Source organism: Streptomyces sp. NPDC058534 (assembly GCF_042717365.1).
GTDB lineage: Bacteria > Actinomycetota > Actinomycetes > Streptomycetales > Streptomycetaceae > Streptomyces.
In genome coordinates, this window is sequence record NZ_JBHXNW010000001.1 from 37,720 (window position 1) to 61,819 (window position 24,100).

Sequence of the window (24,100 nt, forward strand, 5' to 3'; positions counted from 1 at the left end):
CCCCGCAGTAAGCAGTAACTGGAGGCACATCCCATGACCACCTTCGTGGACCGCGTCGAGCTGCACGTCGCCGCGGGTAACGGAGGCCACGGCTGTGCCTCCGTCCACCGTGAGAAGTTCAAGCCGCTCGGCGGCCCGGACGGCGGCAACGGCGGCCGGGGCGGCGACGTCATCCTCACCGTGGACCAGTCCGTGACCACGCTCCTCGACTACCACCACTCGCCGCACCGCAAGGCCACCAACGCCAAGCCCGGCGAGGGCGGCAACCGCTCCGGCAAGGACGGCCAGGACCTGGTCCTGCCCGTGCCCGACGGCACCGTGATCCTCGACGGGGCGGGCAACGTCCTCGCCGACCTGGTCGGCCACGGCACCTCCTACGTCGCCGCGCAGGGCGGCCGGGGCGGCCTCGGCAACGCGGCGCTGGCCTCCGCGCGGCGCAAGGCGCCCGGCTTCGCGCTGCTCGGCGAGCCCGGCGACCTCCAGGACATCCACCTGGAGCTGAAGACCGTCGCCGACGTGGCGCTGGTCGGCTACCCGAGCGCCGGCAAGTCCTCGCTGATCTCCGTACTGAGCGCGGCCAAGCCGAAGATCGCCGACTACCCCTTCACGACGCTCGTCCCGAACCTGGGCGTGGTGACGGCCGGCGAGACCGTCTACACCATCGCGGACGTCCCCGGCCTCATCCCCGGCGCCAGCCAGGGCAAGGGCCTCGGCCTGGAGTTCCTGCGGCACGTGGAGCGGTGCAGCGTGCTGGTGCACGTCCTGGACACGGCGACGCTGGAGTCCGAGCGCGACCCGCTCTCCGACCTGGACGTCATCGAGGCCGAGCTGCGCGCGTACGGCGGCCTGGACAACCGGCCCCGGATCGTCGTCCTCAACAAGATCGACGTACCCGACGGCAAGGACCTCGCCGAGATGGTCCGCCCGGACCTGGAGGAGCGCGGCTACCGCGTCTTCGAGGCGTCCGCGGTGGCCCACATGGGCCTGCGGGAGCTGTCCTTCGCGCTGGCCGGGCTGGTGGCCGGGGCGCGTGCCGCCCGGCCCAAGGAGGAGGCCACGCGGATCGTCATCCGGCCCAAGGCCGTGGACGACGCCGGCTTCACCGTCACCCGCGAGGAGGACGGCCTGTTCCGGGTGCGGGGCGAGAAGCCCGAACGCTGGGTGCGCCAGACCGACTTCAACAACGACGAGGCCGTCGGCTACCTCTCCGACCGGCTCAACCGCCTCGGCGTCGAGGAGCGGCTGATGAAGGCGGGCGCCCGCAACGGCGACGGCGTGGCGATCGGCCCCGAGGACAACGCGGTCGTCTTCGACTGGGAGCCGTCGGTGACGGCCGGCGCCGAGATGCTCGGCCGCCGTGGCGAGGACCACCGCTTCGAGGAGCCCCGGCCGGCCGCCCAGCGCCGCCGCGACCGGGACGCCGAACGAGACGACGCGGAGCGGGAGTTCGACGGCTTCGAACCGTTCTGAGTCCGCCCTCTGGAACCGCGGCCCCGCGGACGGCATCTTGCTGTCCGCAGGGTTACACAGGTGTGGCGGGACCGTGATCCGCTGTCGAACAGTCATGTGTACTTTGTGAGGAGGATGTGGCCACTGTGCGTGGCCCGGGGCGGGGAAACGGACTGACCATCCGTTCCCGGAAGCAGAGAGAAGCAGCAAAGTGAAGATCGCATTTCTCGTTCGGGACCTCTGCCACATGGGGGGCGTGGTCAGCGCGACGCAGAACCTCGCCGGGGCGTTGGCCGAACGGCACGACGTCGAGATCGTGGCGCTGCGCAAGGTGCGGGACGAGTCCTACTTCCCGCTGGACCCGCGGGTGTCCGTCCGGGTGCTCAGCGACATGCGACCGGACTCCCCGGTCTCCGACGTGGACAACCCGCTGTCCGACAAGTTCCCGCTGATCTACCCGCTCAACGCCGGTGCCAAGACGCCGGTCGTGAGCCGGCTCGCGGAACTGCGGCTGCTGGAGTACTTCGACACCACCGACGCCGACGTGATCGTCAGCTCAAGCCCGCGCAACACGATCATGCTGGCGCAGGCCCGCGGTGACTACCTGAAGGTCACTCAGGAGCACTCGATGCCCGCCATCTACGCCACGGACATCAAGGAACGCCTCTTCCCGGCCTACCGGTACCTGCACGCCCTGACGGCGCTCACCCCGGAGGAGGTCGCCGCCATCGCCCGGCAGGTGCCCGCGGTGCGCAACCGCCTGGCGGTGATGCCCAACTGCGTGCCCGCCTCCACCATCCGGGCCACCGGCACCAACAAGGTGGTGGTCTCGGCCGGTCACCTGACCGACAACAAGAACCACGCCCTGCTGATCGAGGCCTTCGCCCGGGTCCACGCCGACGCGCCGGACTGGACGCTGCGCATCTACGGCCACGGCGCCGAGAAGAAGAAGCTGCGCGCCCGCATCGAGGAACTGGGGCTGTCCAACAGCATCCTGCTGATGGGCCAGACCTCGCCCGTCACCCCGGAGTTCGGCAAGGGCTCGATCTTCGTCCTGCCCTCCAAGCGCGAGGCGTTCGGCAACGTCGTCGTGGAGGCGATGGCCGCCGGGCTCCCCGTCGTCGCCACGGACGCCGACCACGGGCCGCGCAACATCCTCACCGACGGCGAGGACGGCATGATCGTCCCGCGCGGCGACGTCGACGCGATGGCCGAGGCGATCCGCAGCCTGGTCCAGGACGACGGACTGCGGCTGAAGATGTCCGCCGCGGGCATCCGCAACGCCGAGCGCTTCCACGAGCGGGCCAGCCGCGAGCGCTTCGAGGCCATCCTCCAGGAGGCCTTCGCCCGCAAGGAACTGCCCCGCCACGCCACGGCCCGCGTGGACCGGCGGGGCTCGGTGCACGTTGCCGTGGGCACGCTGCCGCCGAGCGCCGGGCAGGCCGACCTCGTCCTGCGCAAGGGCGGGGCCGGCACCGAGGAGCACCGCTTCCCGTTCTCCGCCGCCGGGGACGCCGTCGTGCCCTGGGACGCCGGGGTGCCGCACGGCACCTGGGAGCTGACGCTGGCCACCCGCGAGGGCGGCCGCGAGGTGGCGCTGGGCACCGACGGCTACGGCTGCGACACCCGGGACCTGCTCGCCGTGGAGCTGCCGCGCCCGCAGGGTCCGTCGCTGGCGCTGCTGCTGCCGCACATGCACGAGGACGGCGGGCTGCGGCTGCGCAGCGCCCTGCGCGACGCCCACGCCGAGGTCGGCCCGGTCAGGGTCGACGAGCGGGCCATCGCCGTACAGGCGGAGCTGTGGGGCGCCGAGGCCGCCGCGGGCGCCGTGGTGGAGGCCGTGCACCGCAGGGACAAGGAGCGGGTGCTGACCTTCCCGCTGCGCGCCGAGGGCGACGGCCGGGTCGCGGTCGACATCGACTGCGCGGCGCTGGTGCGGGCGCACACCGAGGCCGACGAGCCGGAGGTCATCTGGGACTTCTTCCTGCGCACGGCGGCCGACGCGCCCCGTGTGCAGCTGGCCAAGCTGGCCACCGACGTCCTGGCCCCGATCAACGTGTTCACCTTCCCGCGTCCGGTGCTCAGCGAGGCCGCGGCGGCGGCGCCGACCGTGCTGACCCGGGCGGTCCGCAAGTCCCGCAGGGCCCTGGGCCAGACGCCCGCGCCGCTGCCGCCCACCCGGCGGCGCACGGAGCTGCGGCCCTACTTCACCGCCGCGTGCCAGTTCGCGGTCAAGACCGTGCGGCTCTGACCCCGTACACGGCGAAAGGGCGGGGCCGGAGGAGACGATCCTCCGGCCCCCGCCCTTTCGCGTGTTCCGCGCGGTCAGCTCTCCCGCGCCTGCTCCAGCATCCGGTCGACGACCCGCGCGGAGGCGCTGCCGTCGTCCAGGTCGCAGAACAGGTGGTGGAAGCGGTCGAACCGCTCCTGGTACTCCGCCTGGACCTGGTCGATGTCCCGGATCGCGTCGACCAGCTCCTTGGAGTTGCCGATCAGCGGACCGGGGGAGTCCTCCTCGAAGTCGAAGTAGAACCCGCGCAGCGTGTCCCGGTAGTGCTCCAGGTCGTACGTGAAGAACAGCATCGGCCGCTTCAGGTGCGCGTAGTCGAACATCACCGACGAGTAGTCCGTGATCATGATGTCCGCCGCGAGGTACAGGTCCGCGATGTCGGGGTACTCCGAGGCGTCCCACACGAACCCGTTGCCCGCGCCCGGCACCGCGTCCACCACGTTGGAGTGGCGGCGGATCAGCAGCACGTGGTCGTCGCCGAGGCGGCGCTGGGCGTCCTCCAGGTCGATGCGCAGGTCGAACAGGTACTGCCCGGCGCTGTGCGACTGGTCGTCCCGCCAGGTCGGCGCGTACAGGACGACCTTCTTGCCCTCGGGCAGGCCGAGGGCCTTCCTGACCCGGGCCGCGATCGCGTCCTGGTCGGGCGAGTACAGGTAGTCGTTGCGGGGGTAGCCCGCCTCCTGGATCTCACCTTCGTAGGAGAACGCCCGCTTCAGGATCGGCGTGCTGAAGCGGTTGGAGGACACCAGCAGGCTCCACTGCTTCGCCTCCAGCGCCAGCTTCTCCTGGTAGCGCCGGTCGAAGTGCAGTGTGTCGATGTCGTGCCCGATCTTCTTCAGCATCGTGCCGTGCCACGTCTGCACGATGGACTGACCCGGGCGGCGCACGATCCAGTCGGGGAGGTGCGCGTTGGTGACGATGTAGCGGCTGGAGGCCAGCGCCTCGTACCACTCACGGCCCCACATGCGGACCGTCTCGACGCCCTCGGGCAGCGCCACCTGGCCGTCCCGGACCGCCCACAGGTGCTTCAGGTCCGCGCCGCGCCGCACCAGCTCCTCGTACATCGCGCGCGGGCTGTCGGAGAACTGCTTGCCGTTGTAGCTCAGGTAGAAGACCTGGTTCTTGAGCGGCTGCTGCGACAGCGGCTCGTACACCTCGCTGCGCAGCTCCCGCTGGCGGTACGGGCCGCGCTCCAGGTCGCTCAGCTCGGAGCGGGCGTTGAGCTGCGGGAAGTCGCCCCAGCGGTTCTCCAGCCAGTAGCGGCGGCCGCCCAGTTCGGCCTGGACCGGGAACGAGTCGGCGGCCAGCCGGTCGACCACGAAGGGCACGTCGGGCGTGCCCTCCTCGTCGGGCCGCAGGAAGAGGTTCCAGCGGCCGGCGCGCAGCGGGACACTGCCGTCGCCGCCGAGGCTGGAGGGGTCGAAGGAGACCTCGAAGCGGCCGTCGTCGAGCCAGTGGGTCTCGACGAAGCGCTCCTCGTAGCGGTTGCGCGGCTTGAGCAGGAAGCGGGAGCCGGTCAGCCGCGGGTCGGCGTGGCCGGTGAGGGCGATCCGGCCGTCGCGCACGGTCGCGGTGTCGATCAGGGCGCGGCGGGTGCGGCCGGAGAACTTCAGGAAGCCGGTGTGCCCCGCCACCACGGCCAGCTGCACCAGGCGCGACTGGTCGCCGAGGGACGCGGGCAGCGGGAACTCGACGTCGGACAGCCCCTCCTGCATCACGGTGCCGAAGCGGCGCTCCTTGCCCCGCGGGTCGGTCGCGACCAGCACCGTGGACCAGGTCCGCTTCTCCGGCTGCGCCATCTCGTCGACGCCCTCGTGGAAGACCAGCGCGACGTCGGCCACCGGCACCTGGACCGAGAACGACTGCGCGCCGCCCTCGCGGGTCACCGTGACGGGGTACTCGAGGGTCTCGGCGCCCTTCTGGTTCTTGACCCGCAGGACCACCTGCTCGTCCGCCGTGAGCGGCTCGCGGATCTCACCGGTGACCTTGATCCGGTCGTCCTCCAGGGTGCGTCCGGTGATCAGGGCGCGCACCTTCTCGATACGCAGCTTCAGCGCGCCGCGCTCGATGGAGGGCAGCAGCCGGAAGTCCGGGCTCAGCCAGTGGTACGGGGGGAAGTTGCAGGCCGCGCCGCCGCTGGAGTGGACGGCGTTGCGCCGTACCAGGCCGGAGGCGAAGATGCCCAGGCCCACGTGCCACACGGCCTCCTGCCAGTCGCCGCCCTTGCGGAGCCTGGCGGGGTCGAGGGTGACCTCCCAGCCGGCCCAGTCGTAGTTGTAGCGGTCCTGGCCGGAGTCGGTGGTGACCTCGGGGCGCGGCACGTTGCGGGCCGGCAGCAGGATGCGGCGGCGGGAGCGGTCCTTGCGCAGCTGGAGCACCTTGACCGACGCCTTGCGCGAGGCCAGGTCGATCTTGTCGATCCAGGCGTTGCCCGAGAGCACGAGCTTGTCGCCGGACCAGCTCACGTCCTGGAGCGGGGCGCGCATGGTGAGGTGCTGGTCGATGCGCAGCGCCTCCTTGGGCAGGTGCAGATCGGCACCTTCCAGGGAGGGGAACGAGGCGTACTTGCGCAGCAGGCCGCTGACCTCGGGCGTCTCCCGGCGGCGCTGGCCGGCCAGCAGGGCGATCAGCTCCTCCATCTGGTGCTTGCGCACCAGCAGCCACTGCACGCGCAGTTCGGCCGGGAGGTCCATGACGACCTTGGGGTCGATGCTGTCGAGGAAGCGGTTGGCCGAGCGCAGGAACTCGGTGCGGTACTCCTCGTCGCCGTCCGGCACCACGTTGAGGAACAGCCGCAGGTCGTCCCGCAGGACGCGGGTGTCGTACTCGCGCTTGAGGCGGGCGAAGGTCTCGCCGGGCCGGTCGGCGAGGAAGGCGCTGATCTCCATCACGGAGGTGGTCCGGTCGCGCACGCCCGCCGGGTCGGTGCGGCGCTGGGTGATCGACGGGGCGGACTCGCCCTCGCGCAGCCGCCAGTAGTAGCAGGGCTCCGAGATGACGTCGACGCTCTCGGCCAGGTAGTGGGCCCGCATGGTGACCGGGGTGTCCTCGTACAGCCGGCCCTCGGGGAAGGCGAAGCCGTTCTTCTCCCAGAAGGTGCGGCGGAACACCTTGTTGCAGGCGATGCGGTCGGCGACCAGCTTGGCGTACCGGGATATGTGGGTGCGCACCCGGGCCTCGCCGGCCAGCATCCGCATCAGCGGCACCTGCCAGGACTTCTCGCCCTTGAGGTGGAAGACGTTGCCCGTGGCGAAGTCCGAGCCGCTCTCGTCGAGGCTGCCGACCATGAGCCGGTAGGCGTCCGGCGGGATCAGGTCGTCGCTGTCGACGAAGGTCAGGAACTCCGACTCCGGCGCGAGGTGCGTCATGCCGGTGTTGCGGGCGGCGCCGAGGCCGCCGTTCTCCTTGCGTATGAGCTTGAAGCGCGGGTCGCGGGAGGCGTACTCCTCGGCGATGGCGGCGGAGCCGTCGGGTGAACCGTCGTCCACCATCAGGACCTCGAAGTCGCGGAAGGTCTGCGCCGCGAGCGAGTCGAGACAGGCGGGGAGGTAACGCTCCACGTCGTAGATGGGGACGATGACACTGAGCCGAGGGGCCATGGCTTGGTGATCTCCTTTCGGGGTCAGGCCCGCTCGACCAGTTCGAGCGCCTGGGCGGGGGTCGGGGCGTGGTGGCGTTCGCCGAACGGGACGACGGGCAGCGGGCTCTCTTCACCGAGGAAGACGCGTCGTACGACACGTTCGGCTGCGTGTCCGTCGTCGAATTCGCAGAAACGCCGGCGGAAGACGTCCCGGCGCTCGGTCGTTTCCCGGCTGTCGTACGCGCCGGAGGCGAGCAGTCGCAGCAGTTCCGTCTGCGTGGTGGCCACCGCGCCGGGCGGTTCCTGGAGCAGGTCGAAGTAGGTGCCGCGCACCGCGGAGTAGACGTCCCAGTCGGGGACGTAGCTGATGATCGGGCGGTCGAGCACCGCGTAGTCGAACATCGCCGAGGAGTAGTCCGTGATCAGCGCGTCGGCGGCGAGGTACAGGTCCTCCACCCGGCCGTGCCCGGACACGTCGACGATCCGGCCGGTGCGGCGCAGCTCGGCGATGTGCGGGGAGGAGTTGCCGTAGAAGTAGTGGCCGCGCACCAGCAGGGTCGCGTCCGGTCCCAGTTCGCGGGCGAACCGGCCCAGGTCCAGCGGCGGCGTGAAGCCCGGCTGGTACTCGCGGTGCGTCGGCATGTACAGGAACGCCTTGGCGCCGTCGGCAAGGCCCAGCGCCGCACGGGCCGCGCGCACGTCCTCGGACGTGGCGTTCACGAGGGCGTCGTTGCGCGGGTAGCCGGTCTCCAGCGTGGTGTACGAGCAGGGGTAGACCCGCTCCCAGACCATGGTGGAGAACTGGTTGGAGCTGATGCTGTAGTCCCAGCGGTCGCACCGCTCCAGGAGCTTCTCGAAGTCCATGTCGGTGGAGGCCGGGTACTTGCGCTGGTCCAGGCCCATGGTCTTCAGCGGCGTGCCGTGATGGGTCTGCACGTGGATCTGGCCCTCGCGCTTGACCACGGAGTCGGCGAAGTTCACGTTGTTCACGAGGTACTTGGCGCGGGCCAGGGCCGCCCAGTACTCGCGGGAGCCCACCCGGACGACCTTCACGCCCTTGGGCGCCAGGTGCGCGTTCTCCGCGCGCACCGCCCACACGCGGCGCATCCCGGGGGCCAGCCGGGCCAGTTCGGCGTCGATGGCGGCGGGGTTGCAGGAGACGCTGCGGCTCCAGTAGGCGGAGAACAGCACCAGGTTGTCGTCCAGCGGCAGCCTGAGCTGCGACTGGTAGAAGGCGCCCATCGCGCCGCGCTTGGAGCGGTTGAGCGCGGTGCGGGTGCGGGTCTTGACCCGCTGGCGGAACTTCACCGCAGCCAGCGCGCTCACCATGGTCGTGTACGCGTCGCGCTCCAGCATCCCGTACTTGTGGCCGCGGCCGCCGGCCGGACGGGTGTAGCCCTTGGGCACGCGGGCCCGGTAGTCGGCGGAGGCGCGGTGGAAGAACTCCGCCCGCGCGTCCTGCGGCAGGCGGCCCGGCCGCTCCAGGATGGTCAGGTAGTGGTCGGCCATCTTGCGGAACAACGGGCCGCGCCACTCGGTGAGTTCCTCGTGCGCGTCCAGGTAGTCGAAGACCCGCTGGTACTGGTCGAAGACGTCGAAGTGCTTGCGGCTGACCGTCTTGAGGATGTTGCCGCCCTCGCGCCGCTGCCGGTAGTGCACGCAGACACGGTCCAGTACGGCGATCCGCTCGGCGCTGATCATGGAGCAGAACGTCCAGGGGGCGTCCTCGTAGTACCCGGGCGGGAAGGTGAGCCCGGCCCGGGTGACGAAGTCGCGGCGGTACGCCTTGTTCCACACGATCTGGAGCAGGTCGAGCAACCGGGGCCGCTCGGAGAGGGGGAAGGCGTCCGGGCCCTCCTCCTTGAGCAGGTCGGCCCGCAGGTTCGGGCGGACCTGGCCGTCCCAGTAGGTACGGGCGTAGTCGAAGACCAGGATCTCGGGATTGCCGGTGGCCTCCAGCCGGTCGGCAATGGCCGACAACGCGCCGTCGGACAGTGTGTCGTCACTGTCCAGGAACAACACGTAATCACCACTGGCCTTTTCCAGACCGGCGTTGCGCGCGCGCCCCAGGCCCACGTTTTCCGTGAGGTGAATCACATGAATCCGGGAGTCCCGTTTCGCGTACTCGTCGAGAATGGCACCGGACCCGTCCGGCGAGCAGTCGTCGACCGCGATGATCTCGAAGTCCGTGCAGTCCTGCCCGAGTACGGAGTCAAGGCACTCGGGCAGATAGCCCTGCACCTTGTACACGGGGACAACGAGAGAGAGTTTGGGCATCCTTACAACCTGTTCCGAGAACTGACCACGGGACCGCGGGCTGGGACCGGAACGCGCTCCGGGCGCCATCGGGCCTGGAGCGCGCCGCCGCATCAGCGTAAAGGATTCACGCGGAGTTTCCGTGGGCACGGTAGCCGGACACTCTGTGCCCTGCCACAGCGGGAAATGGCCGGGATCGGCGGCTCGAATCGGCCGTCGGGAAGCGGCCGGAGAACTTCCTCACATTCGGCCCCCCTGTCCTCTTTACCGACTTCCGTCGTATTCCGCCCCATGTGCCCGACTCGATTTTCCGGGGCCCACGGACGAGTCTGCACCCAGTGACGAAGACCTGGGAGGCATGAGGATGAGCTGGCTGGTCACGGGTGGAGCCGGGTACATCGGCGCGCATGTGGTGCGCGCCCTCGTCGACGGCGGTGAACGCGTCGTCGTGTACGACGACCTGTCCACCGGCAGCACCGACCGCGTCCCCGACGGAGTCCCGCTGGTGGTCGGCAGCGTGCTCGACGCAGCCCTCCTGGAGGGCGTGATTCGTGACCATGCTGTGACAGGTGTGGTGCACATCGCGGGCAAGAAGCAGGTCGCGGAGTCGGTGGAGCGGCCACTCCACTACTACCGGGAGAACGTCACGGGCCTGGCGACCCTCCTGGAGGCCATGACGTCCACCGGCGTCGGCCGCCTCGTCTTCTCCTCCTCCGCCGCCGTCTACGGCATGCCCGATGTGGACCTCGTCACGGAGGACACCCCGTGCCTGCCGCTGAGCCCCTACGGCGAGACGAAGCTGGCCGGCGAGTGGCTGATCAACGCCGCCGCCCGGGCCCACGGCATCCGCGCCGCCTCACTGCGCTACTTCAACGTCGCCGGCGCGGCCGCCCCCGAGCTGTCCGACTCCGGTGTCTTCAACCTCATCCCCATGGTCTTCGAACGCCTGGAGGCGGGCGACGCCCCGCGTGTCTTCGGCGACGACTACGCCACCCCCGACGGCACCTGCGTACGGGACTACATCCACGTCGAGGACATCGCCTCCGCCCACCTCGCGGCCGCGCGGCGCCTGACGGACGCCCCGGAGGGGACGGCGCTCACCCTCAACGTGGGGCGCGGTGAGGGCAGTTCGGTGCGCGAGATGGTGGACCGCATCCTCAAGGTCGCCGGCCGGCAGGACATCGCCCCGCGGGTGAGCGCCCGCCGCCCCGGCGACGCGGCCCGCGTGGTGGCCTCCGCCGACCGCGCCCGCCAGGAACTGGGCTGGTCGGCCCGCCACGACCTGGACGCCATGATCGACTCCGCCTGGCAGGGCCGGCGCCACCGGCACGGCTGACATCCGGCTGCCGCGCGGCAGCGCCCAGGCGCGGCGGCGCTCAGGCGTGGCCCCGAGGCGGCGCTCAGGCGCGACCCCGGGGCGGCGCTCGGGCCCGGCCGCGCGGCGGCGCTCAGGCGCGGCCCCGCGGCTCAGGGCCGGCCGACGCCGTGGGCAGCGGGGCGGGCCCGCGCCGGGGACCGGGGAGGGGCAGCTCCGTGGCGAGGCGCTCCGCCATGCGGGCCCGGTGCTCCCCGGCCGTCGTGCACAGCGACCGGACGGCCGCCGCGAAGCGCTCCTGGGGCGGCGGCCCCGCCGGGCCCAGCAGCCGCAGGGCCAACGCGGCCCGCTCCCCGGCCAGTTCGTCCAGCTCCGGATGGCGGACCGCGTCCAGCAGCGCCGGCACCCCGGCCGCGTCCGGCGTCAGCACGGTCGCCGCCACCACCGTCGGGAACGACTTGCGGAACACGTCCTCGGCCAGCCCGCTGGTGTTGGCCACCGCGTACGGCTTGCCGCTCGCCAGGAAGTCGCTGATCACGCTGGAGACATCACTGATCAGCAGGTCCGCCCGGTTGAAGCAGGCGTACAGCGGCGGCCGGACGTCCGTGACCACCTGGTGCCCCCACCCGGGCAGCGACGCCCAGTACGCTTCCTCCCAGGCGGCCGTCGCCCGCGCCACCGCCTCCGCCCGACCTGGCTCCGGCGCCGGACGGCGCAGCATCCGCTCCGTCTGGTCGGCGGCCGGCCGGAAACCGGGCGCGGTGAGCCGGTCCAGCTCCGCGGTCCGCCGGGCCAGCTCGGCGGAGGCGGACGGCGCCGGACGGGGCCCGCCCCGCTCCCGGTTCGCCGCCCGCACCAGCTCCCGCACGCGCAGATCGGCCGCCCGGGCCCGCGGATCCACCGACCCCGTCAGCGGATGCGGCTTGTACAGCAGCCGTACCGCCGGGTCCGCGAGCAGCGCCCGGGCCAGGTGCTCGCCCGCCTCGACCACCGACGTGTTGCCGGGGTTGCCGTCCCAGCCCTCCCAGGTCGGCGCGTACAGCACGGTCGTGAACGCCCCCGGCGCGGGCGGCCCGGCGTGCGGCCGTACGCCGCCGAGCTGCGGGCGGCCGATCTCCATCACGTCCTTGTCCTCGACACCGACCTCCGCCAGCGCGTACCGCTCGCGCGCCGCGGGACCGGCCACCCACACCTCGTCGTACGCCTTCGCGTACGGGTTGCAGGAGGACAGCTTGTCGCTCTCCCCGTGGTTGACGAAGGCGTGCTTGATGGTGGGGATGCGCAGCACCTGTGAGGTCTTCCCGGAGTTCGAGGGGTGCAGGAGGACGCGGAGGGTGGAGTGCTCCAGGCGCATCAGCGTGGACACCTTCGGCAGGCACACCACCGGGATGTCGGTCGCCGCGATCCGCTGCACCATGAACCGCTCCCGCAGCACGATCACCGGCCGCCCCTCCAGCCGCGCCAGCGGCTCCAGCCACATGTTGGCCTGGTACGCCGAGGACGCCCCGCCCGAGAAGTACAGGCCGGCCGTCGGCCGGTACTCCGCCAGCCACGCCTCGAACCAGTCGAGCACCTCCTGCTCACCCGCGGGCCGGCGACCCGGCAGCAGCCGCGTCAGCAGCGCGCACAGGCCGGCCAGTGCCAGCGTCAGGGACAGCCCGAGGCCCGCCGCGCCCCACACCGGCGCGTCCGTGACCGCCGTGGCCAGCAGCCCGGCCGACGCCGGCAGCCCGAAGACCGCCAGCCGGTGCCCGGGGCGGCGCAGCAGCAGCGGGGGCGCCGGTGTCAGCCGCAGCGCCGAGGCGTCGATGTTCCGGGTCACCACGGGCAGCGTCCGGGTGCGGCGGACCAGGACGGACACGGCCTGGACCGCCCAGTGCAGCCCGTAGAAGACGAGCAGCGCGGCGACCAGCGGGGCGTACGCCCCCTCCCGGTGCTGCTCGCCCAGCCGCAGCAGTCCGACCACGAGCAGCAGGTCCCGCAGCACGTGCCGGACCGTGACGTCGGCGTGCGACTTGGCGAACAGCGACACCATGCCCCGCTGCCACCGGTACAGCACCCCCTCGGCGGCCAGCGAACCGGCGGTCGCGGCCAGCAGCAGCGGCACGTGCGGCAGCAGCGCGCCCACCGCCTGCGCGGTGAAGGCGGCCGCCAGGACGCCCGGGACGAGCAGCTTCACTACCGTCCGCCGGCCGGGCAGGCGCAGGCGGTGGAGGCGGGAGGGGCCGGGGAGGCGGGGGCGGGGCAGAGAGAGGGGCACTGCGGTCGCTCCAGGCTTGTCGCGCATCGGACATCCGGGTTAACGCCGGGCGGCCTCCCGACGACACGCGCGTGTTGACGCCACCCCCCGCGCGCAGGACGTCCCCTCGCTCCGTCCGCAGCCTGGACCGTGGCGCGGGGCGGGTGCCCCTTCGCGTAGATTGCCTGGGCGAGCGCGGGGTTCGCGCGCGTCGAACGGGAGAGGCGGACGGCACCGTGGCAGGGGCAAGGCAGGCCGTGGGCGAGGCCCGCAGGATCGTCGTCAAGGTCGGCTCCTCCTCGCTGACCACCTCCGCGGGCGGCCTGGACGCCGACCGGGTCGACGCGCTCGTCGATGTCTTGGCCAAGGTCCGCAGCGGTGGGGAGCGTGAGATCGTCCTCGTCTCCTCCGGCGCCATCGCAGCGGGGCTCGCCCCGCTGGGCCTGCGCCGCCGCCCCCGGGACCTGGCCCGCCAGCAGGCCGCCGCCAGCGTCGGCCAGGGCCTGCTGGTCGCCCGCTACACCGCCTCCTTCGCCCGTTACGGCGTCCGCGTCGGCCAGGTGCTGCTGACCAGCGACGACATGAGCCGCCGCGCGCACCACCGCAACGCCTCCCGCACCCTCGACAAGCTGCTGGCGATGGGCGCCTTCCCGATCGTCAACGAGAACGACACCGTCGCCACCGACGAGATCCGCTTCGGCGACAACGACCGGCTCGCCGCCCTCGTCGCCCACCTGGTCCGGGCCGACCTGCTGGTCCTGCTGTCCGACGTGGACGGCGTCTACGACGGCGACCCGAGCAGGCCCGGCACCTCCCGGATCGCCGAGGTGCACGCCCCCGCCGACCTCGCGGAGATCGAGATCGGCAGCGCCGGCAAGGCGGGCGTCGGCACCGGCGGCATGGTCACCAAGGTCGAGGCGGCCCGGATCGCCGCCGCGGCCGGCATCCCGGTGGTGCTGACCAGCGCGGTCCACGCCGCCGACGCCCTGGCCGGCGGCGACACCGGTACCTACTTCCACGCCACCGGCAGGCGCTTCGCCGACCGGCTGCTGTGGCTCCAGCACGCCTCCACCCCGCGCGGGGCGCTCGTCCTCGACGACGGGGCGGTGCGCGCGGTCGTCGAGGGCCGCAAGTCGCTGCTCCCGGCCGGGATCGCCGGCGCCGAGGGCGAGTTCGCCGCGGGCGACCCCGTCGAGCTGCGGGACGGCACCGGACGGGCGGTGGCGCGGGGCCTGGTCAACTTCGACGCCAAGGAGATCCCGCGGCTGATCGGCCGCTCCACCCGGGAGCTGGCGCGCGAGCTGGGACCGGCGTACGAACGTGAGGTCGTACACAGGGACGATCTGGTGATCCTGCACCCGTAATAGGCCGAAACGTCCCCGAATCGGTGGTGGACGTTCCGCAAAATCGCCCCGCGATCCCGCCCGGCCTGCTCAACTTTCCTCGGGGACGAACCCGGCCGACCGCCGGGCCAGCCGTGTGTGTGAAGGAGGCCGTCGTGAGCGGAGTGCGCCCTGGACCGGCGGCGTCCCGCGGTGGTACCGCCTCCCGCGGCGGCTCGGTCTCCCGCGGCGGCACGGGCGCCCGTCCCGGCGGCTCCCGCAACGGTGCCCGCGCGCCCGGCGACGAACGCGCCCTGACCAGCGTCGCGGCCGGCGACCGGTTCCGGGGCGAGGACCCCGGGCACACCCCGCGCCTGTGGCACGTCACCCTCAGCGTCTCCGGCGCCCGCGCCCCCCTCACCGAGGTGCGGCGCGCCCTCGAACAGCTCGCGCACGACCATCCCTTCCTGCTGACCAGCAGGTACGCCGACGACCACGCGGAGATCCGGTACTGGGAGGAGGCCCGCGACCTGCACGACGCCGCCGCCGTCGCCCTGCGCCTGTGGGGCGAGCACCGGCAGACCGCGGGCCTGCCGCCGTGGGAGATCGTCGGCCTGGAGGTCATCGACCGGGCCACCTACCATCAGCGCATCGCGGCGGGGTACGGCCCGGCCCCGGCGACCCCGGTCGGGGTCCACCCCTTTTAGTGGGGTTCCGTACCGTCCGTTGCAAGTCTCGGGGTTTGGGACAACTGGTGGACGCCCCCGTTCGGCCTACTACGCTGCCCTCATGACCACGCTCTCGCCGTACGACTCGATGTCCCCGGTCACCCGGGCCGCCTACCGGGCCAAGTCCGCCGCGGCCGACCTCGCGCCGTTGCCGCGGGCCGTCAAGGACGACGCGCTGCTCGCCGTCGCGGACGCGCTGGAGGTCCGGACCAGCGAGATCGTCGAGGCCAACGCCCAGGACGTGGCCAAGGCCCGCGCGGCCGGGACCAGCGAGGCCATTATCGACCGGCTCACCCTGACCCCGGAGCGGGTCCGCGCCATCGCCTCCGACGTGCGCGACGTCGCCGCGCTGCCCGACCCGGTCGGCGAGGTCGTGCGCGGCTCCACCCTTCCCAACGGCATCGACCTGCGTCAGGTCCGGGTGCCGCTCGGCGTGGTCGGCATCATCTACGAGGGCCGGCCCAACGTGACCGTCGACGCCGCCGCCCTGTGCCTCAAGTCCGGCAACGCGGTGCTCCTGCGGGGCTCGTCCTCGGCCTACCAGTCCAACACCGCCCTGGTCCGGGTGGTCCGCGACGCCGTGGGCGGGGCCGGGCTGCCCGCCGACGCGGTCCAGCTGGTGCCCGGCGAGAGCCGCGAGAGCGTGCGCGAGCTGATGCGGGCCCGCGGGCTGGTCGACGTCCTCATCCCGCGCGGCGGCGCCTCGCTGATCAACACCGTCGTCCAGGAGTCCACCGTGCCCGTCATCGAGACCGGCACCGGCAACTGCCACGTCTACGTCGACGCGCGGGCCGACCTCGACACGGCCGTCGACATCCTGGTCAACTCCAAGGCGCAGCGGGTCGGCGTCTGCAACGCCGCCGAGACCCTCCTGGTCCACCAGGACATCGCCGCCGACTTCCTGCCCCGCGCCCTGGACGCCCTCGCGGAGGCCGGGGTCACCGTGCACGCCGACGAGCGCGTGATGGCGTACGCCGAGGACTCCAAGGTGACGGCCGTCGAGGCCACACCGGAGGACTGGGAGACGGAGTACCTGTCGTACGACATCGCCGCGGCGGTCGTCGACTCCCTCGACAAGGCCGTCGAGCACATCCGGCTGTGGACCTCCGGCCACACCGAGGCCATCGTGACGACCTCGCAGCAGGCCGCCCGCCGGTTCACCCAGTTGGTCGACTCCACGACGGTCGCGGTGAACGCCTCCACCCGCTTCACCGACGGCGGCCAGTTCGGCTTCGGCGCCGAGATCGGCATCTCCACCCAGAAGCTGCACGCCAGGGGGCCGATGGGGCTGCCGGAGCTGACCAGCACCAAGTACATCGTCACCGGCGACGGGCACGTACGGCGCTGACGCGATCGGGGCATCCCACCCAACGGACGAATTTCCCGGCCGTCTGCCCAAATCGACCCCCCAGGTCTACTCTGGATCCGTGCCGGAGGACGTGGGGGGTACGCCGTTTCCCGACGGCTGGGAGCCCGACGACGAACACGACCGCGGGGTGTCGGACGAAGAGTTCGCCTCCGTGGTCTTCGACGAGGCCTTCGTACGGGCGGCCGCGGTGCACGAGCCGACCGCCGTCGAGCGCCTCCTGGCCGCCGCACAGGCCAGAGCCGAGGCCACCGAGGCCGAAGCGGCCCGCCGCGGCCGCACCAGAGCCGAGCGCTACGACGACGGGTACGGCGATTTCGGCCATGATCCCGACCTCGACGACCCGGACGACGACCGCGACCTCCTGGACCGCCCGTACGGCGCACCTCCCGCGTACGGCAAGCAGGTCCGCTGGCACCGGCCCGTCGCCTGGATGCTCGCCCTCGTGATGGGCGTGGGCATGGTCGCGCTGGCCTTCGTGGCCGTCTACCGGGGAGCCTCCTCGGGCAGCGGCACACAGCAGGTGCCGCCACCCGCGTCGACCGGGCCCGAACAGGGCGGCACCGTGACCCCCTCGGCCTCCGCCGACTACTCCCAGCCGGCCGTCCCGGTGCTTCCGCGCAGCCCCTGACCTGCTCTCCTGACCTGCTCTCCGGCGGCCGGAAGCCGGCCCAACTTGACCTGCACCGGCGCGTTTACGCGACCTTCCGCCGACCTACTCTGAAGGTATGGCAGGGCTTGGCGATCCGCCCGGAGGGACGCCCGAGGGTGCCCCCGGCGGCGGAGAGGACGAATACCGATCCGTCGTCTTCGACGAGTCGTTCGTCCGCGCTGCCCGGCTCCAGGAGTTCTCCGCCCAGGAACGCATCACCGACCACGCCCCCGCCGTCCGCCGCCGCCCGCCGCTGCGCCGGGCCGGTTTCTCCCGGCAGGCGCTCGTCCTCGTCGTCCTGATCGCCGTCGCCTTCGGCACCGCCATCTACATGGGCGTACGGCACCCGTACCAGAACCCCTCCGCGCAGCGGGCCGCCGAACCGGTGCGGATGACGGTCGTGCCGCTCGCACCCCAGGGCCGGGTGCCCGGCGCGGACGACGCCGGCTTCCTCTACGAGCACAGTCCCGCCGCGCAGTTCCGCACCGCCGCCGAGGGCGTCCCGCTGCCGGGGGCCCGGCGCACGGCGCACTTCTCCGAGGACCAGGTGCTGAACGCGCTGACCACCGCCAAGAACTACATCGTCCGCTCGGCGCTGGACCCGGACGTGCTCGGCGGCCGGGAAGTGCGCTCGGTGCGGGTGCTGCTCGACCCTGACCAGCTCCACCAGTTCGACGAGAGCTTCGAGCGGCCCACCGCGGACGGACGGCACGCGCCCACCGGGTGGCTGGTGCGCTTCGACCCCGCCCGGGCCGAGCTGGCCGACTCCGGGATCCGGGTGAACGGCAGCCTGCGGGCCGTGGAGACCGACGCGTCCACGCTGGAGGTCACCGCCGACCACACCATGGTCTACGCGCTGCGGGCCGCCGGTGACCAGCGGGCCGGGACGTCGCTCTTCACCGTCCGGCGCGAGCTGCACTTCCGCTACGACCGGGAGGACCTGCGGCTGCACCAGACGCAGCTGGTCGCCTCCTACGTCCAGGCCGGGCCGCTCTCCTGCACCGAGGACTCGGCGAACCACCTGCGGCCGCTGCTCGCCGGGCAGACGGCCAGGACCGGCGCCCCGGCCGGCACCGACCCGTACACCTCGGACAGCGCCACGGCCCTGTGCGGCACCCTCGCGGCGAGCGCCCAGCCCAAGGTGTGACGCCCCCGGGGCGCCCGGAGTGGCGCGCCGGGGCTCAGGCGCCGTCGCGCGGCGGGCGGTCGTCCGGGTTCTCCGGGCCGTCGGTGCCTGCCGGGCCCTCGGAGGACCCCTCGGAGGACCCGTTCGCGTCCCCGGGCGGCCGCGGCTGGGAGGACGTGAAGCCGCCGAAGCCCCGCCGCATCCGGTCGCCGAGGTCACCGGCGCCGCCCGCGATGTCGTTGACCAGCTTCATCAGCGGGTCCTTGGAGCCGCGCACATGCGTCGCGTAGTGGGACGCCGACTCCCGGAAGGAGTCCCGGACCGAGGTGTCCTTGTCCTCGTCGCGCCGCGGGTAGTGGCCGTCCATGATCCGCTGGAAGTCCCGGGAGGCCGCCCACTTCTTGAGCTCGGCCGCCCGCACCGTGGTGAACGGATGAGTACGGGGCAGCACGTTCAGGATCTTCAGCACGGAGTCGCGCAGGTCGCCCCCGGCCTCGTACTCGTCGGCCTGCTCCAGGAACGCGTCCACGTTCATCTCGTGCAGGTGGTTGCCGCCCGCGATCTTCATCAGGCCGCGCATGGACGCCTGGATGTCCTGGCCCACCAGGAGACCCGCGCGGTCGGCGGACAGCTCCGACTTGCGGAACCACTCGCGCAGCGCGGTCACGATCGCCATGATCGCCACGTTGCCCAGCGGGATCCAGGCGACCCGGACGGCGAGGGAGGTCAGGAAGAGCAGGATGGTCCGGTAGACCGAGTGCCCGGACAGCGCGTGCCCGACCTCGTGCCCGACCACCGCCCGCATCTCCTCCTCGTCGAGCAGCTCGACGAGGCCCGTGGTGACGACGATGATCGGCTCGTCCAGGCCGATGCACATCGCGTTCGGCACCGGGTCCTGGTTGACGTACATCGGCGGGACCTTCTCCAGGTCCAGGATGTAGCAGGCGTCGCGCAGCATGACGTTCAGATGGTTGAACTGCCGGTCCGAGACGCGCACCGAGTCGGACAGGAACAGCAGCCGCAGACTCCGCTCGGGCAGCAGGCCGCTCAGCGCCTTGAAGACCGTGTCGAAACCGCTCAGCTTGCGCAGCGCCACCAGTGCGCTGCGGTCGGCCGGATGCTCGTACGCACGCGAGGAGATCCCCGGGAAGCGCCTGCGCTGCCGGCTCGGCACGTGCTCGTGCCCGTTGTCCTGATGGCCGTCGGACATGTCTTCCCCCATGTGCGTGTGTGTGGCCTGTGCGTGTGTCTGGCCTTTGCGAACCCTTGTGCGGTCCTTTGCACCCCCGGAGCCGGGCCCAGCCTAGGCGGAGATACCGTGGACGGGCAGTACGTCGAAGGAGTCCACGCCATGCAGCACATCCCCCACGCCGACTGGCTCGCCGGAGCCGCGACCGCCGCCGAGCAGCAGGGGCCGGGGAATCTGCTCCGGATCGTCCTGATCGTCATGGTCCTGGGGTGTGTGCTGACCGCGTGGTTCCTGCTGCGGGGGTACAAGCGGAAGGACGACTGAGGCGATCCGAAGGTTCCCCGGAACCCTGCGGCCCGGCACCATCGGCGGAGTCGGCGTGATCGCCCGGGAGCGGCCCGCATACGATGAGCGGACGTCTTGTCCCGCCCACACCGGATAGGTCCTGCCGATGAGCCTTCCCCTCAGCGCCGCCCAGTTCGCCACCCTCGCCGCCGAGGGCGGCGAGGAGCACGGCGGCAACCACGAGAGCCTCAGCCCCTACGTCACCGGCATCGGCGCGTTCATCGGCCTGATGCTCCTGCTGTGGATCACCACCCGGTTCAACCGCGACCGCTGAGCACCCGTGCCTGTGGGGGCGGCCGGGGCGCCCGGGGCGGGCCGGTAGGGTCTGCACGCATGGGAGAGCAGGACACGCCTACCGCCCCGGCGCACACGCCGGGGCGCGGCACGCAGAACGCGGTGCCCGCCCGCGCCACCGGTCCGGGCAACGGCCCGTCGTCGCCGGGCAAGCGCCGGCTGGGCGTCATGGGCGGCACCTTCGACCCGATCCACCACGGGCACCTCGTGGCGGCCAGCGAGGTCGCCGCGCAGTTCCAGCTCGACGAGGTGGTGTTCGTGCCCACCGGACAGCCCTGGCAGAAGAGCCACCGCACGGTGTCCGCGGCCGAGGACCGCTACCTGATGACCGTCGTCGCGACCGTCGAGAACCCGCAGTTCTCCGTGAGCCGCATCGACATCGACCGCGGCGGCCCCACCTACACCGTGGACACCCTGCGCGACCTGCGCGCCCTCAACCCGGACGCGGACCTGTTCTTCATCACCGGCGCCGACGCCCTCGCCCAGATCCTCACCTGGCGCGACAGCGAGGAACTGTTCTCCCTGGCGCACTTCATCGGCGTCACCCGGCCCGGCCACACCCTCACGGACGCCGGACTCCCCAAGGGCGGCGTCTCGCTCGTCGAGGTCCCGGCCCTCGCCATCTCCTCCACGGACTGCCGTGCGAGAGTCGCCAAGGGCGATCCCGTCTGGTACCTGGTGCCGGACGGAGTCGTGCGCTACATCGACAAACGCCAGCTGTACCGCGGCGAGTGAACCGAGAGGGGCACCGGTGAACGACGGATACGACGCGGGATACGGCGGCGACGACCAGTACGAACTCGTCGGCTACGACGAGTACGGCCGGCCGGTCTACCGCCAGGCTCAGGGCCCGGACCGGACCGGACCGGGCGCGCAGCAGCAGCCGTACGACGCGTACACGCAGCAGTACGGGCAGCGGCAGGGCTACGGCTACGACCCGTACGCCACGGGCGGCCACCAGGCGCCCCAGCAGCCGTACGATCCCTACGGCCACCAGGGCGGCTACGACACCGGACAGCAGCCTCCGGTCCCCGACTACGGCTACGCTCCCGGCACGCACGCAGGCGGCCCCGCCGCGCAGCAGCCGTACGACCCCTACGGCCAGGCCGCGACCAGCGGCCCGCAGCCCCGGGTCGCCGAGCAGACCCCGCACATCCCGCAGCAGGCGGGCCCGCGCGAGGAACCGCAGCCGTCCGCCCCCGCCGATGCCGACCGGGACTACCGGACCGAGCAGTTCGCCTTCGTCGAGGAGCCGGCCGACGACTCCGAGGACGTCATCGACTGGATGAAGTTCACGGAGAACCGCACCGAGCGCCGCGAGGAGGCCCGGCGGCGCGCACGCGCGCGTGTCGTCGCCCTCGTCGTCGTCCTGGCCCTGGTCGCGGTCGGCGGCGTCGGCTACCTCTGGTACGCCGGAAAGCTCCCCGGCGTGGGCTCCTCCGACGACAAGACCGGCGGTACGACGGCGGCGGGCGCCCAGAAGCGCGACGTGATCGCCGTCCACCTGCACGACACCAAGGGCGGCGGCACCTCCACCGCGCTGCTCGTCGACAACACCACCACCAAGCAGGGCACCGCGGTACTGGTGCCCAACGCCCTCGCCCTGACCGGCGACGACGGCAGCACCACCACGCTCGCCAAGTCCGTCGACGACGAGGGCCCCGACGCCACCCGGACCGCCCTCGACTCCTCCCTCGGCACCGACATCGAGGGCACCTGGCGCCTGGACACCCCGTACCTCCAGATCCTCGTCGACCTGGTCGGCAACATCGATGTCGACACCAACGCCGACGTCGCCGACCCGGAGGCCAAGGACAAGGGCGCGACGCCCCTGGTGCGCAAGGGCCGGGGCCAGACCCTCAGCGGCAAAATGGCCGTCGCCTACGCCACCCACCGCGGCTCGGGCGAGCAGGCCGACGCCCAGTTGCAGCGGTTCGGGCAGGTCATGCAGGGGGTGCTGCGCAAACTGTCCTCCGACCCGCAGGCCGCGACGACCACCATCCAGACCCTCGGGCTGATCCTCGACCCGCCGCTGACCGAGAAGGACCTCGGCTCGTTCCTCGCCGGGCTCTCCGACCTCGCCAAGGGCGGTGACTTCAGGACCGAGCTGCTGCCCGTCGAGGACGGCGGCTCGCTCAGCGCCGAGGCGAGCGACAGCGTCGTCAAGGACATCCTCGGCGGCGCCGCCAAGAGCCCCGACAAGGACGCGGCCGTCAGCGTCTCCGTCCGCAACGCCACCGGCGTCGAGGACCGCACCGGCAAGGCCCGCGTCGTCCTGCTGAACGGCGGCTTCACCTTCGTGTCGGGCGGCGCCGCCTCCGGCACCGAGGCCAAGTCGGAGGTCGTCTACGCCGAGGCCGGCGACAAGGAGAACGCCGTCCAGGTCGCCAAGACCCTGGGCCTGCCCGACGGCGCCGTCGCCCAGGGGAAGACCTCCGCGAACGCGCTGGTCTCGGTGGTGCTCGGTCAGGACTACGAACCGGCGTCGTAGGAGCCACGGGCCCTCGCGGGGCGGCGGCGCACTTGTCGCGTGGGCCGCCGTCGGCGGTCGTGAGACCCTTGAGGTCAACCGACCGCCGACCCGAAAGCCAGGCAGTGACCGCGACCGACCGCTCCATCGAACTCATCAGCACCGCCGCGCAGGCCGCGGCCGACAAGCTCGCGCACGACATCATCGCCTACGACGTCAGCGACGTGCTGTCGATCACGGACGCCTTCCTGCTGGCCTCCGCGCCCAACGACCGCCAGGTCAAGTCGATCGTCGACGAGATCGAGGAGCGGCTGAACAAGGAACTGGGTGTCAAGCCGGTGCGCCGCGAGGGCGACCGCGAGGCCCGCTGGGTCCTGCTCGACTACGTCGACATCGTCGTCCACGTCCAGCACAGCGAGGAGCGCGTCTTCTACGCCCTGGAGCGGCTGTGGAAGGACTGCCCCGAGCTGGAGCTGCCCGCCGACGCCAAGGAGACCCGCGGCAAGGCCGAGGAGCACGCCAGGCTCCAGGCCGCCGAGGAGGCGACGGAGACCGACGGGGACTGGCGATGAGCGCCACCGGCGAGGTGGCGGCGGGCCGGCCGGGCCGCGGCCGGCGCGTCATCCTCTGGCGGCACGGCCAGACCGCGTGGAACGTGGAGCGCCGCTTCCAGGGCAGCACGGACGTCGAGCTGACCGGGACCGGCGTCTCCCAGGCCCGCCGCGCGGCGGAGCTGCTGGTCCACCTGAGGCCCGACGCGATCGTCGCCTCCGACCTCGCGCGCGCCGCGGACACGGCCGCCGAGCTGTCCGTGCTCACCGGCCTCGAAGTGACCCTGGAGGAGGGCCTGCGGGAGACCTACGCGGGCGTCTGGCAGGGGCTGACCCACGACGAGATCATCGCCCGGCACGGCGAGGAGTACAGGGCGTGGAAGCGCGGCGAGCCCGTGCGCCGCGGCGGCGGCGAGCTGGAGACCGAGGTCGCCGACCGCGCGGCGCCCGTGGTGCTGCGGCACACCGAGAAGCTCCCCGAGGACGGCACCCTCGTCGTGGTCAGCCACGGCGGCACCATCCGCACCACCATCGGCCGCCTGCTGGGCCTCGACCCGCGCAGCTGGGAGAGCCTCGGCGGCCTGACCAACTGCTGCTGGTCGGTCCTGGGCGAGGGCGCGCGCGGCTGGCGTCTGCTGGAGCACAACGCCGGCACGCTGCCGGAACCGGTGCTCGGCGACGACGACTGAGTCGCGGGCGGCGGCCCGGTCCCCGGATTTCACTTTCCGGCAGGCCGCAGGCTAAAGTTCTTCTTGTTCGCCCCGCCGAGCGGAGCGAAAGACCATGCGGCCCGGCCGCGTGGCACCAGGGGCTATAGCTCAGTTGGTAGAGCGCCTGCATGGCATGCAGGAGGTCAGGAGTTCAATTCTCCTTAGCTCCACAGTTCACGGAGAAACCCCCCGGATCATGATCCGGGGGGTTTGTTCGT

The 24,100-nt window shown here is 72.2% G+C and carries 18 protein-coding genes and 1 tRNA gene; 15 read left to right on the forward strand and 4 right to left on the reverse strand.

Features of this window, described 5'->3' with window-relative positions; genetic code table 11:
• Positions 1-33: 33 nt before the first annotated feature.
• Positions 34-1,470 (forward strand): GTPase ObgE, encoded by a 1,437-nt coding sequence (gene obgE, locus ACFWR9_RS00170; protein WP_383833055.1) that lies wholly within the window; start codon positions 34-36, stop codon positions 1,468-1,470.
• A gap of 190 nt (positions 1,471-1,660) precedes the next feature.
• The gene (locus tag ACFWR9_RS00175) at positions 1,661-3,700 is read left to right on the forward strand and encodes a glycosyltransferase family 4 protein (RefSeq protein WP_383833058.1); all 2,040 of its coding nucleotides are present in this window, start codon (positions 1,661-1,663) and stop codon (positions 3,698-3,700) included.
• A gap of 74 nt (positions 3,701-3,774) precedes the next feature.
• On the opposite strand, the gene ACFWR9_RS00180 is transcribed toward ACFWR9_RS00175, so the two are convergent.
• Together ACFWR9_RS00180 and ACFWR9_RS00185 are read right to left on the reverse strand one after the other, a co-directional pair.
• Entirely contained in the window at positions 3,775-7,338 is a 3,564-nt protein-coding gene (locus ACFWR9_RS00180; protein ID WP_383833061.1) for a CDP-glycerol glycerophosphotransferase family protein, read from the reverse strand.
• 23 nt (positions 7,339-7,361) lie between these two features.
• Positions 7,362-9,596 (reverse strand): CDP-glycerol glycerophosphotransferase family protein, encoded by a 2,235-nt coding sequence (locus ACFWR9_RS00185; RefSeq protein ID WP_383833064.1) that lies wholly within the window; start codon positions 9,594-9,596, stop codon positions 7,362-7,364.
• A 343-nt stretch (positions 9,597-9,939) separates the two neighbouring features.
• Between ACFWR9_RS00185 and galE the strand changes: the two genes are divergently transcribed.
• Positions 9,940-10,911, forward strand: coding sequence for a UDP-glucose 4-epimerase GalE (gene galE, locus ACFWR9_RS00190; RefSeq protein ID WP_383833066.1), 972 nt, complete (start codon positions 9,940-9,942; stop codon positions 10,909-10,911).
• Positions 10,912-11,023: 112 nt separating this feature from the next.
• Here the strand turns inward: galE and ACFWR9_RS00195 are convergent, their stop codons facing one another.
• A complete protein-coding gene (locus ACFWR9_RS00195; RefSeq protein WP_383833068.1) occupies positions 11,024-13,177 on the reverse strand; it encodes a hypothetical protein in 2,154 nt (717 codons plus the stop codon).
• 209 nt (positions 13,178-13,386) lie between these two features.
• On the opposite strand from ACFWR9_RS00195, the gene proB reads away from it, so the two are divergent.
• The 5 genes from proB to ACFWR9_RS00220 all read left to right on the forward strand — a co-directional run bounded on the left by proB (position 13,387) and on the right by ACFWR9_RS00220 (position 18,344).
• Positions 13,387-14,493: a glutamate 5-kinase gene (gene proB / locus ACFWR9_RS00200; RefSeq protein WP_383833530.1), complete on the forward strand. Its 1,107-nt coding sequence runs from the start codon at positions 13,387-13,389 to the stop codon at positions 14,491-14,493.
• Between the two features lie 143 nt (positions 14,494-14,636).
• Positions 14,637-15,158, forward strand: a complete 522-nt coding sequence (locus ACFWR9_RS00205) for a hypothetical protein (RefSeq protein WP_383833533.1) — start codon at positions 14,637-14,639, stop codon at positions 15,156-15,158.
• 82 nt (positions 15,159-15,240) lie between these two features.
• The gene (locus tag ACFWR9_RS00210) at positions 15,241-16,527 is read left to right on the forward strand and encodes a glutamate-5-semialdehyde dehydrogenase (protein WP_383833071.1); all 1,287 of its coding nucleotides are present in this window, start codon (positions 15,241-15,243) and stop codon (positions 16,525-16,527) included.
• A 79-nt stretch (positions 16,528-16,606) separates the two neighbouring features.
• Positions 16,607-17,176 carry a hypothetical protein gene (locus ACFWR9_RS00215; protein ID WP_383833074.1) on the forward strand — a complete coding sequence of 190 codons (570 nt, stop codon included), beginning with the start codon at positions 16,607-16,609 and terminating at the stop codon, positions 17,174-17,176.
• Between the two features lie 97 nt (positions 17,177-17,273).
• Positions 17,274-18,344, forward strand: coding sequence for a hypothetical protein (locus tag ACFWR9_RS00220; protein ID WP_383833076.1), 1,071 nt, complete (start codon positions 17,274-17,276; stop codon positions 18,342-18,344).
• A gap of 34 nt (positions 18,345-18,378) precedes the next feature.
• Here ACFWR9_RS00220 and ACFWR9_RS00225 read toward each other — a convergent pair whose 3' ends face one another.
• A complete protein-coding gene (locus ACFWR9_RS00225) occupies positions 18,379-19,533 on the reverse strand; it encodes a M48 family metallopeptidase (protein ID WP_383833079.1) in 1,155 nt (384 codons plus the stop codon).
• 141 nt (positions 19,534-19,674) lie between these two features.
• On the opposite strand from ACFWR9_RS00225, the gene ACFWR9_RS00230 reads away from it, so the two are divergent.
• The 7 genes from ACFWR9_RS00230 (at position 19,675) to ACFWR9_RS00260 (ending at position 24,052) form a co-directional block, all read left to right on the forward strand.
• Positions 19,675-19,836: a hypothetical protein gene (locus ACFWR9_RS00230; RefSeq protein WP_181849443.1), complete on the forward strand. Its 162-nt coding sequence runs from the start codon at positions 19,675-19,677 to the stop codon at positions 19,834-19,836.
• 127 nt (positions 19,837-19,963) lie between these two features.
• The gene (locus ACFWR9_RS00235) at positions 19,964-20,131 is read left to right on the forward strand and encodes a hypothetical protein (protein ID WP_383833083.1); all 168 of its coding nucleotides are present in this window, start codon (positions 19,964-19,966) and stop codon (positions 20,129-20,131) included.
• Positions 20,132-20,190: 59 nt separating this feature from the next.
• Complete coding sequence (gene nadD, locus ACFWR9_RS00240) at positions 20,191-20,886, forward strand: nicotinate-nucleotide adenylyltransferase (RefSeq protein WP_383833086.1); 696 nt, start codon at positions 20,191-20,193, stop codon at positions 20,884-20,886.
• A 16-nt stretch (positions 20,887-20,902) separates the two neighbouring features.
• Positions 20,903-22,642 (forward strand): LytR C-terminal domain-containing protein, encoded by a 1,740-nt coding sequence (locus ACFWR9_RS00245; protein ID WP_383833089.1) that lies wholly within the window; start codon positions 20,903-20,905, stop codon positions 22,640-22,642.
• A 104-nt stretch (positions 22,643-22,746) separates the two neighbouring features.
• Complete coding sequence (gene rsfS, locus ACFWR9_RS00250; protein WP_383833092.1) at positions 22,747-23,193, forward strand: ribosome silencing factor; 447 nt, start codon at positions 22,747-22,749, stop codon at positions 23,191-23,193.
• Positions 23,190-23,861, forward strand: a complete 672-nt coding sequence (locus ACFWR9_RS00255) for a histidine phosphatase family protein (RefSeq protein WP_383833095.1) — start codon at positions 23,190-23,192, stop codon at positions 23,859-23,861. Before rsfS ends, ACFWR9_RS00255 begins: the two co-directional genes overlap by 4 nt.
• 118 nt (positions 23,862-23,979) lie before the next feature.
• A tRNA-Ala gene (locus ACFWR9_RS00260) sits at positions 23,980-24,052 on the forward strand.
• Positions 24,053-24,100: the final 48 nt, after the last annotated feature.